Below are 14299 nucleotides of genomic sequence, written 5' to 3'. Positions count from 1 at the left end.
GCCGTCGCTCCGGATCCGGCCCGCCGCCCCCGCCGAAGCCGCCGGGCCCTTCTCCTCCGCCGCCGGGGGGACCGAAGCCGCCGCCCCCGCCGAAGCCGCCGGGCCCTCCGCCGCCGGGCGGTCCGAACCCGCGCGCCTCGGCGCCCGACGTACCTGCCGGTCGCTCGGCGCCGGCCGGCATCGCACCCGACCGTGCGCGTCCGCTCCCGCCGCGACCGGCCAACTGCAGCTCGGGCGGCACGGGCTGGCCGAGCGCCGCGAACACGGCCGGCGTCGGCCGGAATCGGAGCGCAGAGTTGGGGATCCGCGTCACGTTCTCCCGCCGCGCCACCTCGACGGTCACCGTGGCGGTCATGCCCGGCTTGAGCTTGAGCTCGGGGTTGGGGGCGTCGATGACGGTCGCATAGGTCACGACGTTCTGCGTGACGATCGGCTCGAGCCGGATCTGCGAGACGCTGCCCTCGAATTCCTCGGCCGGGAAGGCGTCCACGGTGAACGTCACGCGCTGGTTCGGCCGGATCCGGCCGACGTCCGACTCGTCGATGTTCGCGATGACCCGCATCTTGGTCAGGTCCGCCGCGATGACGAACAGCTCCGGCGCCTGGAAGCTGGCCGCCACGGTCTGGCCGACGTCGACGAGACGAGAGGTGACGATGCCGTCGATCGGTGCCCGGATGACGGTGTGCTCCAGGTTGACCTCGTTCATGCTGAGCGAGGCCTGCGACTGGCGCACCTGGGCCTGGGCCGACTTGCGCTGGGCTTCGGCGGAACGCAGCGCCACCTCCGCGGCTTCCAGCTCGGTTTCGGAGATGAGCTCGCCTGCCGCCAGCTCGCGCGATCGCCGGAGCTGCGTTGCGGCGTCGTCGACCGCGACGGACAGGCGTTCGACCTCCGCCTCCGAGCGCAGCAGGTTGGCGCGCGCCTGCTCGAGCTGCGTCTCGAACAGCGACGGATCGAGCCGCATGATGACGTCCCCCTCGCGCACGATCGAGTTGAAGTCGACGTGGAGCTCCTGGATGATCCCGGAGACCTGACTGCCGACCTGGACGGTCGTCACCGCCTCGAGCGCGCCCGTTGCTCCCACGGTGTCGACGATGTCGCCCTCCGTCACCGCGACGGTGCTGACGTCCGGAACGAACTCGACGGTCCGCACGCTGTAGTAGCCGTAGGCGGTGATCGCACCGCCGAGGATGAGGAGGGCGAGCAGGATGCGTCTCATGTTGTCCCTCGTCGGACGACTATGGCGCGCCGCCTCCACCGCCGCCGACGACGGTGACTCCGGCGTTGCCGAGTGAAGTGCGCTGGGCGCGTTCGAACTCGATCAGGGCCCGCTGGTAGTCGAGTATCGCGCGCAGCTCCGTATCCTGCGCGGTCGCCAGATCGCGCTGGGCCTGCACGACGAAGAAGTTGGTGGACAGTCCCACCTCGAACTTGCTCTCCTCGGCCCGGAGCTGTTCTTCGGCCAGCTCGCGCGAGGCCGTCGCCGCCTCGATCTGCTGCTGGATCGCGTCGATCTGCAGCGCGGCGTTCGTGACTTCCACGGCGACCTGCAGCTCGATCTGGCGGATCTGGGCCTGGGCCTGCTGTTGCTGCAGCCGCGCCCGTTCATAGGCCGCCCTGTCCGCGCTCTGGCCGAGGGGATAGCTCATCCGCAGCTCGACGCTCCAGAACGGGTAGTCCGCGTCGACGATGTCGTTGATGGCATCTCCGTAGCCGCCCGGGATGACGCCGCCCGCGCCGCCGAAGATTGCTTCGAAGGAGCTTCCGGCGGGCACCAGCCGCGATCCGCCCTGGCCGGTCAACTGGTAGGTGCCGACGAGATCGAGCTGGGGAAGGGTGCTGTTGCGAAAGTTGTCGACCTGGGCGTCGTTGATGTCGAGCTCGCGTCGCACCCGCGAGATGTCGGTGCGCCGGTCCAGTGCGCCGCGAATCGCTGTCTCCAGATCGATCGGCGTAGCCTCGATCCGCGGCTGGTCGGTCGGGTTGATCTCCGCGTCCCACAACTCGTCCGCGGTGCCGCCCACGATGAGCTGCTTCAACGTCAGCTCGTTGGCCCGCAGGGTGCGGACCGCCTGCGCCAGCAACTGCCGCCGCGCAGCGGCTTCCGACTGCGCCTGCACGACGTCTATCGGGGCCAGGGTGCCGATTTCCACGCGCGCCCGGTTGTCGCGCACGAGCTGCTCGGCCAGCTCCAGCGCCTGTTGCTGCACGGCGACCGCGGCGCGCGCGTAGACCAGCTCCCAGTAGGCCAGGCGGACGTTGGCGAGCGTGTTGATGACGGTCTGCTCCAGGCCGATGTCGGAGATGTCGCGGTTGATGCGCGAGACGAGGAGCTGCGTGCGCTGCGGGTCGGTGCGGAAGCCGCGCAGCAGCGGCTGCGTGTACCCCAGGGTCATGTTGGCGCCGAAGCTCGGGTTGAAGGTGGTGAAGATGTTGTTCGACTCCACGCGGTTGCTGTTCCAGGTGACGTCGTACTGGCCGCCGCCCCACTTCATCCGCTGGTTCATCCCGAGGTTGTAGTTGCCCTGCTCGTTGACGATGTTCGTGCCGCGGAGACCGCCGCCGTCGAACAGCGTCCGGTTGGGGCTGGTTCGCTGGTTCAGTCCGAAGCCGGACGACGCAAGGGGCAGGTACGCGGAGTTGGCGGTCGCGACGGCCATGTCCTGCACCAGCGGGTCGATGCGCTGCACGGCGATGTCGAGGTTGCGCTCGAGGGCGCGCTGGACCGCGTCGTCCAGCGTCAGGTCGAAGCGCCGCGCCGCCGGTGTGGTCCGGCTCGCCTGGAGCGCGGCCTGGGACACGACGCCGCCGACACCGGTTCGAAGAGTCTGGGCGTGCCCTGCGCAGGGTGCGATCAGGAGCCAGCCGGCGGCGAGCAACGGGACGACGGGTAGAACACGGGCGAGGGTCATCAAGGCGTTCCTCCAGACTCGGGGTACTTGGACCCGCGCCGACGCGGGAATCTTCCCCGGCGACCGTTATAGACGGGCGGGGTGCGCGGACGGTTCGATGCGGCGGGCCCGCTAGTCGGGATTGCGGGACGACGAGTCTCCATGGGAGCGGCGCCGTTCCCACATGGCGTGCAGGGCTTCCGACTGGTCCGCGGTCAGCGTACGGTGCATCCGGTACAGCATCAGCGTACGGGTCTTGCTGAGCGCGCTGCGGGCCGCCTCGACCTTGTCGATCTGCAGGGCGACCTCCCACTCCTCCGCCTGCATGGCGTGCATGATCGCGGTCAGCTCGTCCTCCTCCCGATGCAGGAGCCGGGCCAGATCCCGCAGTCTCGGCCTCAGGGCCTGGAAGATCGCCTCGATGTCGGCTCCCTGCTCTTCGGTCAGCCCTATCTCGGAGACGACCTCGTCGGATTGCCACCACTTGAAGCGCTGTGTCGCCTCGGCGGCGACCGCGAGAGAGAGGATCGCCGTGAGGAGGACGACCGTCATGCATCCGCGCGTCTTGCTCATCGCCGATTCCCCGCCAGTTGCGTCCTGGTCTGCGTGGCCCGTCAGGATACCCCAGCCGCGTCCGATTCCCTGAACAGCAAGACGGTCACGCGCCGCCCCGCGTTTACGAAGTCGAGAGCTCGCCGCCTGCCAGATCGGACAGCCGCTCGACGACCTCGCCGACGATGTTGTCCGGCGTGGAGGCGCCGGCCGTCAGCGCGACGGTCAGCGGCGCACCGCCCGGCAGCCAGTCGCGCGTCGCGATCTCGGCTCCCGGCCGCCCTCCGGGCGGAAGGTGCCGGACGAGCGCCGGTTCCAGACAGGACGGGTCCGAGATGTGATACGTCGCGATCCGTTCCGCGCAGATCCGCGCCAGGTTTCGCGTGTTGCTGCTGTTGTAGCCGCCAATCACGATCGCCAGGTCGAAGCGTTGCTCGTCGAGGAGGCCGACCACGGCGTCCTGCCGATCCTGCGTGGCGCTGCAGATCGTGTCGAACGCGCGGTAGTGGCGGGGGAGCGCGGCTTCGCCGTAACGGTCGAGCATCGCGCCGCGCACCAGATCCCCGACCTCGACGGACTCCGACATCAGCATCGTCGTCTGGTTGGCGAGCCCCACCCGCACGAGGTCTCGGGCCGGATCGAAACCGGGGGAGCAGCCGGGTCCGAGCCGGTCGAGAAACGCCGCGGCGTCGATCCGCCCGCGGATGAACTCGCAGAGGACACCCGCCTCCTCGCAATCGAGGACGATGACGTAGCGGCCGTCAGAGGCGACCCGGACCTGGGATGCCGTGGCCTGCGTCTCCTCATGCTGGACCTTGCCGTGAATTATCGCGGTGAAGCCGTCGCGCGCGTACCGCCGGACGTTCTTCCAGACGTTGAGGACCGACCCGCAGGTGGTGTCGACGAGGGTGCAGCCGCAGCCGACGAGCTGCTCCAGGGCCGCGATCGTGACCCCGAACGCCGGCAGGATCACGATGTCGTCCGCGGTGACCTGCTCGATTCGCTCGCCGGGATCGCTGAGGAACCGGATCCCGGCGTTGCGCAGCCGATCATTGACGTGCGGGTTGTGGATAATCTCGCCGGTCAGGAATACCGTCCGGTCCGGAAATTTCCGGCGGGTCTGATACGCGTAGTCCACGGCGCGGTCGACGCCGTAGCAGAAGCCGAACTCGCGGGCGAGGTGCAGGGTGAGGCGTCCGCTCCGCCAGACGAAATCGGATTCGCGAATCCGATCGAGGATCCGGCTGTGGTAGTCGCGCGCCAACTCGCCGGCGACGGCGTGCTTGAGGTCGAGGCCCTTCCTGAAGATTGTCGCAGCCATCTACCGGATGTCGATCGCTGCGGCGCGCACCCGCGGCGTCATCTCGTCGAGGGCGACGAGAGGACTGACGCGGGAGGAGTTGAGAGCCTCTTCGAGCTCGCGCATGAACTGCTCGTCCGCGACCGCCTGCGGCGGCCCGGCCGCCGGCCCGATGATCGGCTGCGACAGCGCGTCGGCCGCTCCCGGGTTCGGAGGCGGCTGCTGGCGTCGACCGTCGATTACCTGGCCGATGCCGACGGTGAGGAGCAGGCCTGCCGCGGCCGCCAGCGAGAGCCACCGCCGGCTCGGGTGCGCGTCGGCGACGGAAAGCGAAGGGGACGTTGGAAATCTCAGGATGCGCGCCGAGCTCCGCCCGCCGGCCGCGCGCTGAATCCTGTGCATGATTCGGCGGCGTTGCCGGACGAGCCGCCACGGGGGGTGGGCGTCGTCGAAAGCGGATTCCGCCGCCGTCGTGAGGCGGTCGAGGTCCGACTGCAGGGCGCTGACGCGGGCCGCGCACTGCATGCACTCGGCCAGATGCGAATCGCCCGCCGCGGCCGGGTGCGCGCCGTCGGCCTTCACAAGCGCCCGTGCCAGCTCGCGGTCGGTCAGGTGCGGCGACCGGCTGCCGCGGCGCGCCGACCGGAGCAGCGCTCCGATCCTGTCTCGAAGAACCCGCGTGCTCATGCGTGTCCCGCCTCTTCGGCCTGCTTTTCCTGGAACCAGTGCTCGGTACCGAGAATGCGCCGCAGCGAGCGAATCGCGCGGAAGAGATGCACGCGGACGGTGGCTTCCGTCAGATCGAGCATGGCGGCCACGTCGCGCGTGGCGTGCCCCTCGAACTGGCTGAGCACGACCACGGCGCGTTGCCGGTCGGGCAAACGATCGACCGCCGCCATCAGTTCCGCCCGGCGTTCCGCCTGCAGAAGGGTCGCTTCGGGCGATGGCTCGAGCGCCGCACGCCGATCGAGGTCGTCTCTCCACTCGCGGCCGGCGTCGTTCTCTCCGGCCGATACGATCCAGCGGTTGCGGCGCGCGCGCGACTTCAATCGGTCGAGGCAGCCGTTGACGAGGATCCGGGTGAACCAGAGCTCGAAGTACAGCCGCTCCCGGAAGGAACGGATGTTGACGAAAGCCTTCAGAAACGCATCCTGGACGGCTTCGTCGACCTCTGCCGGATCGCGCAGGTAGTAGTAGGCGATGCGCGTCGCCCGGCGCTGATGGCGCTCGACTATCTCCGCGAAGCGTTCGCCCGCGGCGAGGCGGTCTCCGCGGATGAGAAGCGCGCACACGGCCTCGGCGATCTGCGAATCGACGGCGGCGCGTTCCTCTCGAACGGCTGGTGCGACGTGTGTGACGGCCATCACCTGCAAGCTGGGCTCTGTACCCGATGGTGACGAGTAGCGGCGGCCGAACGTTTACGCGAAAACGGCCACTGCATATGATACCCCGGCCGGTTTGACTTCGGGAACGCCGCGCGACTAAGGTTTGCTCACCTATGCCGGAGGCACCGCCGCAAGTGAAACCTTCCTCGATCCTCGACATCGCACGGCCACGCCATCTGCACTGGAATCTCGGTACTGCGGCCCTGTACGAGGAGGCGGTGCGCCAGGGAGAGGGCTCGATCGCCGAGTCCGGCCCGCTCGTCTGCCTGACGACCCCGCACACGGGGCGATCGCCGAACGACAAGTTCCTCGTCGATGAACCGTCCACCACCGCGGACGTCTGGTGGGGGAAGGTGAACCGTCCGATCGACGCGGTCCGGTTCGATGCGCTGCACGACGAGGTGGTGAGCGCCCTCGACGACAAGGTCCTGTACGTCCAGGACTGCTTCGCCGGCGCCGATCCGGCGTATCGGCTTCCGGTGCGGATCATCACCGAGCGGGCGTGGCACAGCCTCTTTGCGCGCACGATGTTCCTGGAGCAGCCGGCAGGCACGCCGGGCGGCGGCCACGCCCCGGAGTTCACCGTGATCGACATCCCGTCGATGGCGGCCGACCCGGCACGCCACGGGACCAATTCGGGTACGTTCATCCTGCTCAACTTCGCGCGGCGGCTCGTTCTGATCGGGGGCACCAGCTACGCGGGCGAGATCAAGAAGTCGATCTTCACCGTCATGAACTACCTGCTGCCGTTGCGCGACGTGATGCCGATGCACTGTTCGGCGAACATCGGCGCGTCCGGCGACACCGCGCTGTTCTTCGGCCTGTCGGGGACGGGCAAGACGACGCTCTCGAGCGATCCGGCGCGCCGCCTCATCGGGGACGACGAGCACGGCTGGAGCGACCGCGGCATATTCAACTTCGAGGGCGGCTGCTACGCGAAGATGATCCGGTTGTCGGAAGAGGCCGAGCCGCAGATCTACGGCACCACGCGCCGTTTCGGGACCGTCCTCGAGAACGTCGTGCTCGATCCGGCGACCCGCGCGATGGACCTCGACGACGACACGCTCACCGAGAACACCCGCGGAGCCTATCCGATCTCTTTCATAGACAACTGGGTGCCCTCGGGGCAGGGCGACCACCCGGCCAACGTGGTCATGCTGACCTGCGATGCGTTCGGCGTATTGCCGCCGATCTCACGGCTGACCCCGGCGGGAGCGATGTACCACTTCCTGTCCGGCTATACGGCCAAGGTGGCGGGAACGGAGAAGGGCGTCACGGAGCCCAAGGCGACCTTCAGCACCTGCTTCGGCGCGCCGTTCATGGTGCATCATCCGACGGTCTACGCGAAGCTGCTGGGGCGCCGGATCGCGGCCCGCGGCGCCAGGGTCTGGCTGGTGAACACGGGCTGGAGCGGCGGCGCGTACGGCGTCGGCAGCCGCATGAAGATCGGGCACACCCGCGCCATGATCGGGGCGGCGCTCTCGGGCGCGCTCGACGATGTCCCCTACGCTCCCGATCCGATCTTCAACGTGGAGGTTCCGACAGCGGTTCCGAACGTGCCCGCGGACAGTCTGCACCCGCGCGCGAGTTGGAGCGACGGCGCCGCCTACGACGCGCAGGCAGGACGGCTTGCAGGAATGTTCGCCGAGAACTTCAAGGCGTTCGAGGCGGAGGCCGACGAGGACGTGCGGCGCGCCGGCCCGAGCGTCTGAGGCCTGCCTGTTCGCGGGACATGTTGTTCGAACCGGTCATCGGGCTTGAAGTCCACGCCCAGCTCCTGACCGAGACCAAGATCTTCTGCGGTTGCAGCACCGCGTTCGGCGCCCCGCCGAACAGTCAGGTCTGTCCGGTCTGCCTCGGCCTGCCCGGCGCCCTGCCGGTCCTCAACCAGCGCGCCGTGGAGCACGCGGTGCGGACCGCGGCGGCGCTCGACTGCACCGTCCACCGCGCCTCCGTCTTTGCGCGCAAGAACTACTTCTATCCCGATCTTCCGAAGGGCTATCAGATCTCGCAGTACGAGGAGCCGCTCGCCACGGACGGGCACGTGGAGTACCTGGACGACGGAGCGGCTCGGCGGGTGCGCATCATGCGGGTGCACATGGAGGAGGACGCCGGCAAGTCGATTCATGACGGGTTGCCCGACTCCGGCGCGAAGACCTACCTGGACTTCAACCGCAGCGGCGTGCCCCTCGTCGAGATCGTGACGGAGCCCGATTTGCGGGCGCCGTCCGAGGCGGCCCGCTTCTTTCAGCGGCTGCGCGGGATCCTGCTCGCCGCCGGGGTGAACGACGGGAACATGGAGGAGGGCAGCCTGCGCTGCGACGCCAACGTCTCGGTGCGTCCGCGGGGCGCCGAAGCGCTCGGCGTGAAGGTGGAGATCAAGAACCTCAACTCGTTCCGGTTCCTGGAGCGGGCCCTCGACTACGAGGTCCGCCGCCAGTCGGCGCTGCTCGAGAGCGGCGGGACCGTCGTGCAGGAGACCCGTCTCTGGGACGTCGCCCGCGGCCGCACGGTGTCCATGCGCAGCAAGGAGGAAGCCCACGACTACCGGTATTTTCCGGATCCGGACCTGCCCCCCCTCGTGCTCGATCCCGACTGGGTCGCGAGCGTGCGGGAGGAATTGCCGGAGCTGCCCGAGGCCCGCAAGCAGCGGTTGATGGCCGACCATGGACTCCCGGAAAGCCACGCCGCGCTGCTGGCCGACGACCCGGACCTGTCGTCGTTCTTCGAGGCGGCGGCCGCCGCGGCCGGGAACGCAAAGGCCGCGGCGAACTGGATCATGGGAGCGGTGGCGCAGCGGATGAAGACTCTCGGGGTGGGGATTGCCGCGACGAATGTCACCCCGGCGGCGCTCGGGGCGCTGATTCGCCTGGTCGACGGCGGGACGATCAGCAATTCGGTTGCGCGCGACGTGTTCGAGAAGATGGCCGCCACCGGGCGGCCGCCGGAGGCCATCGTCGAGGCGGAGGGACTGTCGCAGATCGGTGACGTGGGAGAGCTCGAGGCGGCGGTACGGAGGGCCCTTTCCGAGCATCCGGCCGCCGTCGGCAAGTACCGGGCCGGGAAGAAGGGCGCCCTGGGCTTTCTGGTCGGACAGGTCATGCGTGCCACGCGGGGCCAGGCCAACCCGCGGGTGGTCAACCGGCTGCTCGAGGAGGCGCTCGGAACCGGCGAAGAGTGAACGGACGCACGACGGGGCGCCTCGTGACGGCGGTTTGACAGAGCGAAGCCCCGGTCGCTAGACTTTCTGAATACGAATCCATGCCGGTGACCAACAGCGAGCCTCCCCGCTCGCCGCATCCCGACAGTGGCTGCTTGGTTCGTGCACCCTCCGCTCGATCCGATTTCTACCGGGAAGAGTTGCGCAAGCATTGGCAGTGCCTGGACCAGCAGCGCGAGTACTACTCGCAGAAGACGATGACCGACGTGGACGCGGCCCTTCGCAAGCTGATGGCGAACGTGGATCGCTTGTGTGCCCGCGAGCACGGTGACGAGGTCGTCAGCCGCCTGCTGCGGCAGATCGACGGCGTGACCCGCCTGTCGGCTTCCTCGGGCCGGCAACCGACCCACTGACCTCGAGCCTTCTTCTGACTCTCGCAAGCCTGCGGCGCCACGCTCCGGACATCGTACGCGAGGGTATCGCGGCGGCCGGGGCGTCGATGCTCGTTGCAAGAGCGCTGAGCGCAGGCGCAGTGGACGAGGCGATCGGCGACCGGATCCCGTTGGTCGTGGCAGCCGGCAAGGCCGCGTCGGAGATGGCGTCGGCGTTCGTCTCCGTGGTGCCGCGGGCGGGCGAGCGGGGGCTCGTCGCGTCTCCGCAAGCCGGCGGTGCGGCCGGCAACCTCGAGTGGTTCGACGTCGGACATCCCGTGCCCACCGCGGGAAGCGTCGGGGCCGGGCGCCGCGCCCTGGCGCTGGCCGGCGGCCTGGGGCCGGACGAGGTCCTGGTGCTGCTGCTGTCGGGCGGGGCCTCGGCCGGGCTCGCCGTGCCGATCGCCGGTCTGACCCTGGAGGACAAGTCGGCGGTGACCGACGTCCTGCTGCGGGCAGGCGTCGCGATAGACGGGCTCAACTGTGTGCGCAAGCACCTGTCCGCGATCAAGGGCGGCCGGCTTGCGGTGGCGGCCGGAGGCCGGGTCGTGACCCTGGCGATCTCCGACGTCGTCGACCCGCAACCGGACGATCCCGCGGTCATCGGCTCGGGACCGACGACACCCGACTCGACGACGTTCGCGGAGGCGCTGTCGATCTGCCGGGCAGCGGGCGGAGCGGGCACGCTGCCGCGGGGTGCGCTGGAGGCGCTCGAACGGGGCGTCCGCGGTGAACTCGAGGAGAGCCCCAAACCGGGGGATGCCCGGTTCGCCGGCGCCCGTTACCACTTGATCGGCAGCCGGCGCGATGCGGTCGAGGGGGCGGTGCGCAGGGCCCGTGAGCTGGGCTTCTCCGTGACGGTCATCGACGAGCCGGTGACCGGGGAGGCGCGCAGAGCGGCCGAGGGCTACGTGAGGAGCATTGCACGCCTCGCGCACGAGCAGCCGCGGCCGCTGTGCATCGTGTCCGCCGGGGAGACCACGGTGCAGGTCAAGGGCCCGGGACGGGGCGGGCGCAACCAGGAGTTCGCCCTCGCCGCCGCCTTCCACCTGGCGCGGCGGTTTCCGGACGCGGTGGTCGCCAGCGTCGGTACGGACGGCATAGACGGTCCGACCGACGCGGCCGGCGCCCTGGTCGATACGTCGACGCCGGGCCGAGCGGCCGAGCGCGGGCTGCACCGGCCCGAGCACTACCTGGCCGCGAACGATTCCTACACCTTTTTCGAGGCGTTAGGCGACCTGATCTACACAGGGCCGACCGACACCAACGTCGGCGACCTGCAGGTCGCATTGATCGGGTGACGGCCGGCGCCACGATGGTCACCGCGGACGAGCTCCTCGATACGTTGCGCCGGGAGGTGGACCATCCCGCCACGGTGCGCGAGCTGATGGAACGGCTCGGATGGCGCGCCAATCAGCGCGCGACGCTTCGCCGCCGACTCCGGGCTCTCGTCGAGCGGGGCGATCTGATTCGCATTCGCGGTCATCGCTACGGGCTGCCCGACCGGATGCACCTGGTTACCGGCCGCGTGCACGTGCACCCGCGCGGCTTCGGATTCGTGGCCCCGGATCATCCGGTGGATGGGATCGCCAGCGACGTGTACATCGCGGGGACCAATCTGAACCAGGCGATGCATGGCGATCGGGTCGTGGTCCGGGTGGAGCGGCGTAGCGATCCCGGTCGGGCCGAGGGCCGGATCCTGCGAATCGTGGAGCGGGCGGCCGCGCAGCTCGTCGGCCGGTACGAGGCGGACGGCGCCGGCATCGGCTACGTCGTACCGCTCGACCGGCGCCTGCCGATGGACGTGCAGGTGCCGCGCGACGAGCAGGCCGGCGCGCAGATCGGCGATCTGGTCGTAGCGGAGCTGACACGTTTTCCGACCGCGACGCGGGGTCCGCTGGGCCGGGTGATCGAAGTGCTCGGAACATTGGATACGCCCGGAGTGGACGTTCGGGTGGTACTGCGCGCGCACGGAATTCCGGAGGCTCATGACCCCGATGCCGTTGCCGAGGCGCAGGGGCTGGGGGAGACGCTGCGGTCCCGCGACCGCAAGGGACGGACCGACTTCCGCCGTCTCACCACGGTCACGATCGACGGCGAAACGGCCCGCGACTTCGACGACGCCATCACCCTCGAGCCGCTCGCCGGCGGCAACGCGCGTCTTGGGGTGCACATCGCGGACGTGTCGCACTACGTGGCCGACGGCAGCGCCCTCGACCGAAGCGCCGCCGAGCGGGGCACGTCCGTCTACTTTCCGGATCGCGCGGTGCACATGTTTCCTCCCGAGCTGGCCACGGGGCTGTGCAGCCTGAAGCCGCGGGTCGATCGTCTGGTGCAGTCGTGCGTCATGGAGATCGACCGCGCCGGCGAGGTGGTGGGGTACGAAATCCACGACGGCATCATTCACAGCAACGCCCGCATGACCTACACCGACGTCGACGCGCTCCTGCGCGATCCCGCGTCACCGGCGGGGCGGAAGTACGCGGACATCGCGCCCTTCCTCGTCTCGCTGGGGGCGCTGGCCGCGATTCTCACGGAGCGCCGGCGGCGGCGCGGAGCCATCGACTTCGACGTGCCGGTCGCCCGTTTTCGACGCGACGACGCCGGCCGTGTCGCGGCGATCGTCGCCGATGAGCGCACCACGGCCCACCGGATCATCGAGGAGTTCATGCTCATCGCGAACGAGACGGTGGCGGAACACCTCGTCCGGCAGGAGATGCCGGCACTGTTTCGCGTGCACGAGCGCCCCGACCCGGCCAAGGTGGAGGCGTTCGAGGAGTTCGCAACCTCTCTCGGCTACAGTCTCGCGGCGCCGCCCGATGCAATCGCGCCGACGCACTTCCAGAGGCTCATCGAACGGCTGCGCGGGAAACCGGAAGAACGACCCGTCGCCCGCCTCATGCTGCGAACGATGCGCCTCGCGCGGTACGAGCCGGAAAACCACGGCCACTTCGGGCTGGCGGCGGCATCCTACACGCACTTCACGTCGCCGATTCGACGGTATCCGGACCTGATCGTGCATCGGGCGCTGCGGGCGAGCCGCCGGCCCGCGCAAGCGGTGGAACGGATGCGCCGGTGGTCGGAGGCTCTGCCGGAAATCGCACGGCGGACGTCCGAGCTGGAGCGCCGGGCCGAGGACGCGGAGCGCGAGCTCGTCCACTGGCAGATGGTCCGGTTCATGGCCGACAAGGTGGGCGGCGAGTTCACCGGCTACGTGGTCGGCGTCACGGCGTTCGGCCTCTTCGTCGAGCTTGTGGAGCAGTTCGTCGAAGGGCTGGTTCACGTGTCGAGCATGGCCGACGACTATTACCGCTACGTCGAGCGCCACCACCTCTGGCAGGGCGAGAACACCGGCAAGGTCTACCGGCTCGGAGACCGCGTGCGGGTGCGGCTCGTGCGCGTGGATACCGCGCACCGCCAGCTCGACCTGGCCCTGACCGACGTGCTGAACGCGGTGCGGCCGTCGGGCCCGGGGAGCGCTGCGCGCTCGCGCCGACCCGCGCGGAGCGATCGGCGGCGGCGCGGCGCCGGGCGGAAACAGCGTCGATGACCCGCCGACGCCCGCCGCGTCGGGCGTGACCGTGCGATGATCGGATCCGTGAAGCACCTCGTGGTCGGCACGGCCGGCCACATCGACCACGGCAAGAGCACTCTCGTCGAGGCGCTGACGGGGATCGATCCGGACCGGCTGCAGGAAGAGAAGGCCCGAGGGATCACCATCGACCTCGGCTTCGCGCCGTACCGGCACGGCGACACGCAGCTCGCGTTCGTCGACGTGCCGGGGCACGAGCGGTTCGTCCGCAACATGCTGGCGGGCGCGAGCGGCATGGATTGCGTGCTGCTCGTCATCGCGGCCGACGAGTCGGTCATGCCCCAGACCCGCGAACACTTCGACATTTGCCGCCTGCTGGGAGTGGGTGGCGGTCTGGTGGCGCTGACCAAGGCGGATCTCGTGGACGAGGAGACGCTGGAGCTCGTGCGCCTGGAGACCCGGGAGCTGATAGCGGGCTCGTTCCTCGACGGCGCCGCACTGGTACCGGTGTCGGCGCGCACCGGGGCCGGGCTCGACGACGTGCGGCGCGAGCTCGCCGCGCTCTCGGACGGCGCCTCCGGGCGGGCGGACAGCGGCATCCCCCGGCTGCCGGTGGACCGTACGTTCAGCGTCAAGGGGTTCGGGACGGTGGTCACCGGCACCCAGGCGTCCGGCGTCATCGAGGGCGAGGGCGAGCTCACGTTGATGCCCGCCGGCCGGCGGGTGAAGGTGCGCGGCCTGCAGGTGCACGGCGAGCCCAGGCCCGCCTCGCGCGCCGGGCAGCGGGTGGCCGTCAATCTGGCCGCCGTCGGCGTCGATGAGCTGCAGCGTGGCGACACGCTCACCACCGAGGGGGGCCTCTGTGCGTCGCGGCGATTCGACGGGAGGCTGACGCTGCTCGACGGCGCCCGGCCGCTGAAGTACGGGGCGCGGGTACGCTTTCACCAGGGAACCAGCGAGATCATGGCCCGCCTGGCGATAGGGGCGGCGCGCGCCGCTGCCGGCAAGGGCGGCGGGGCAGAGGAGGGTATGTCTCATATAAACAACT

12 protein-coding genes are annotated in these 14299 nt (G+C 69.7%); 6 read left to right on the top strand and 6 right to left on the bottom strand.

Going from position 1 to position 14299, the window contains the following annotated elements; genetic code table 11:
• From F4X11_03570 to F4X11_03545, 6 genes are all read right to left on the bottom strand, one after another.
• Window positions 1-1219, bottom strand: a 1219-nt coding sequence (locus F4X11_03570) for an efflux RND transporter periplasmic adaptor subunit (GenBank protein MYN64094.1), incomplete at its 3' end; no start/stop codon positions are given.
• Window positions 1220-1238: 19 nt separating this feature from the next.
• Window positions 1239-2912, bottom strand: coding sequence for a TolC family protein (locus F4X11_03565; protein ID MYN64093.1), 1674 nt, complete (start codon window positions 2910-2912; stop codon window positions 1239-1241).
• 111 nt (window positions 2913-3023) lie between these two features.
• Window positions 3024-3464: a hypothetical protein gene (locus F4X11_03560; protein MYN64092.1), complete on the bottom strand. Its 441-nt coding sequence runs from the start codon at window positions 3462-3464 to the stop codon at window positions 3024-3026.
• Between the two features lie 103 nt (window positions 3465-3567).
• The gene (locus F4X11_03555; protein MYN64091.1) at window positions 3568-4764 is read right to left on the bottom strand and encodes a 4-hydroxy-3-methylbut-2-enyl diphosphate reductase; all 1197 of its coding nucleotides are present in this window, start codon (window positions 4762-4764) and stop codon (window positions 3568-3570) included.
• The gene (locus F4X11_03550) at window positions 4765-5430 is read right to left on the bottom strand and encodes a hypothetical protein (protein MYN64090.1); all 666 of its coding nucleotides are present in this window, start codon (window positions 5428-5430) and stop codon (window positions 4765-4767) included.
• Window positions 5427-6107: a sigma-70 family RNA polymerase sigma factor gene (locus F4X11_03545; protein ID MYN64089.1), complete on the bottom strand. Its 681-nt coding sequence runs from the start codon at window positions 6105-6107 to the stop codon at window positions 5427-5429. The genes F4X11_03550 and F4X11_03545 overlap by 4 nt, the downstream gene beginning before the upstream one ends.
• 134 nt (window positions 6108-6241) lie before the next feature.
• On the opposite strand from F4X11_03545, the gene pckA reads away from it, so the two are divergent.
• The 6 genes from pckA to selB form a co-directional block, all read left to right on the top strand.
• The gene (pckA, locus tag F4X11_03540; GenBank protein MYN64088.1) at window positions 6242-7840 is read left to right on the top strand and encodes a phosphoenolpyruvate carboxykinase (ATP); all 1599 of its coding nucleotides are present in this window, start codon (window positions 6242-6244) and stop codon (window positions 7838-7840) included.
• A gap of 20 nt (window positions 7841-7860) precedes the next feature.
• Window positions 7861-9309: an Asp-tRNA(Asn)/Glu-tRNA(Gln) amidotransferase subunit GatB gene (gatB, locus tag F4X11_03535; protein MYN64087.1), complete on the top strand. Its 1449-nt coding sequence runs from the start codon at window positions 7861-7863 to the stop codon at window positions 9307-9309.
• 80 nt (window positions 9310-9389) lie between these two features.
• Window positions 9390-9701: a hypothetical protein gene (locus F4X11_03530; protein ID MYN64086.1), complete on the top strand. Its 312-nt coding sequence runs from the start codon at window positions 9390-9392 to the stop codon at window positions 9699-9701.
• 86 nt (window positions 9702-9787) lie between these two features.
• Window positions 9788-11020 (top strand): DUF4147 domain-containing protein, encoded by a 1233-nt coding sequence (locus tag F4X11_03525; GenBank protein ID MYN64085.1) that lies wholly within the window; start codon window positions 9788-9790, stop codon window positions 11018-11020.
• Window positions 11017-13269 (top strand): ribonuclease R, encoded by a 2253-nt coding sequence (gene rnr / locus F4X11_03520; GenBank protein MYN64084.1) that lies wholly within the window; start codon window positions 11017-11019, stop codon window positions 13267-13269. Before F4X11_03525 ends, rnr begins: the two co-directional genes overlap by 4 nt.
• Window positions 13270-13317: 48 nt before the next feature.
• On the top strand, window positions 13318-14299 hold a 982-nt coding region (gene selB / locus F4X11_03515), incomplete at its 3' end, for a selenocysteine-specific translation elongation factor (GenBank protein ID MYN64083.1).

The sequence above is a fragment of the Acidobacteriota bacterium genome, from assembly GCA_009861545.1.
Taxonomy (GTDB): domain Bacteria; phylum Acidobacteriota; class Vicinamibacteria; order Vicinamibacterales; family UBA8438; genus WTFV01.
The sequence above is the reverse complement of the archived record's forward strand: the minus strand, read 5'-3'. Positions and strand labels throughout refer to the sequence as shown.

Excerpts from the sequence above, each read along its gene's own strand:
- F4X11_03565 (MYN64093.1), bottom strand. The coding sequence starts at position 2,912 with ATGACCCTCGCCCGTGTTCTACCCGTCGTCCCGTTGCTCGCCGCCGGC.
- F4X11_03560 (MYN64092.1), bottom strand. The coding sequence starts at position 3,464 with ATGAGCAAGACGCGCGGATGCATGACGGTCGTCCTCCTCACGGCGATC.
- F4X11_03555 (MYN64091.1), bottom strand. The coding sequence starts at position 4,764 with ATGGCTGCGACAATCTTCAGGAAGGGCCTCGACCTCAAGCACGCCGTC.
- F4X11_03550 (MYN64090.1), bottom strand. The coding sequence starts at position 5,430 with ATGAGCACGCGGGTTCTTCGAGACAGGATCGGAGCGCTGCTCCGGTCG.
- F4X11_03545 (MYN64089.1), bottom strand. The coding sequence starts at position 6,107 with ATGGCCGTCACACACGTCGCACCAGCCGTTCGAGAGGAACGCGCCGCC.
- pckA (MYN64088.1), top strand. The coding sequence starts at position 6,242 with ATGCCGGAGGCACCGCCGCAAGTGAAACCTTCCTCGATCCTCGACATC.
- gatB (MYN64087.1), top strand. The coding sequence starts at position 7,861 with ATGTTGTTCGAACCGGTCATCGGGCTTGAAGTCCACGCCCAGCTCCTG.
- F4X11_03530 (MYN64086.1), top strand. The coding sequence starts at position 9,390 with ATGCCGGTGACCAACAGCGAGCCTCCCCGCTCGCCGCATCCCGACAGT.
- F4X11_03525 (MYN64085.1), top strand. The coding sequence starts at position 9,788 with ATGCTCGTTGCAAGAGCGCTGAGCGCAGGCGCAGTGGACGAGGCGATC.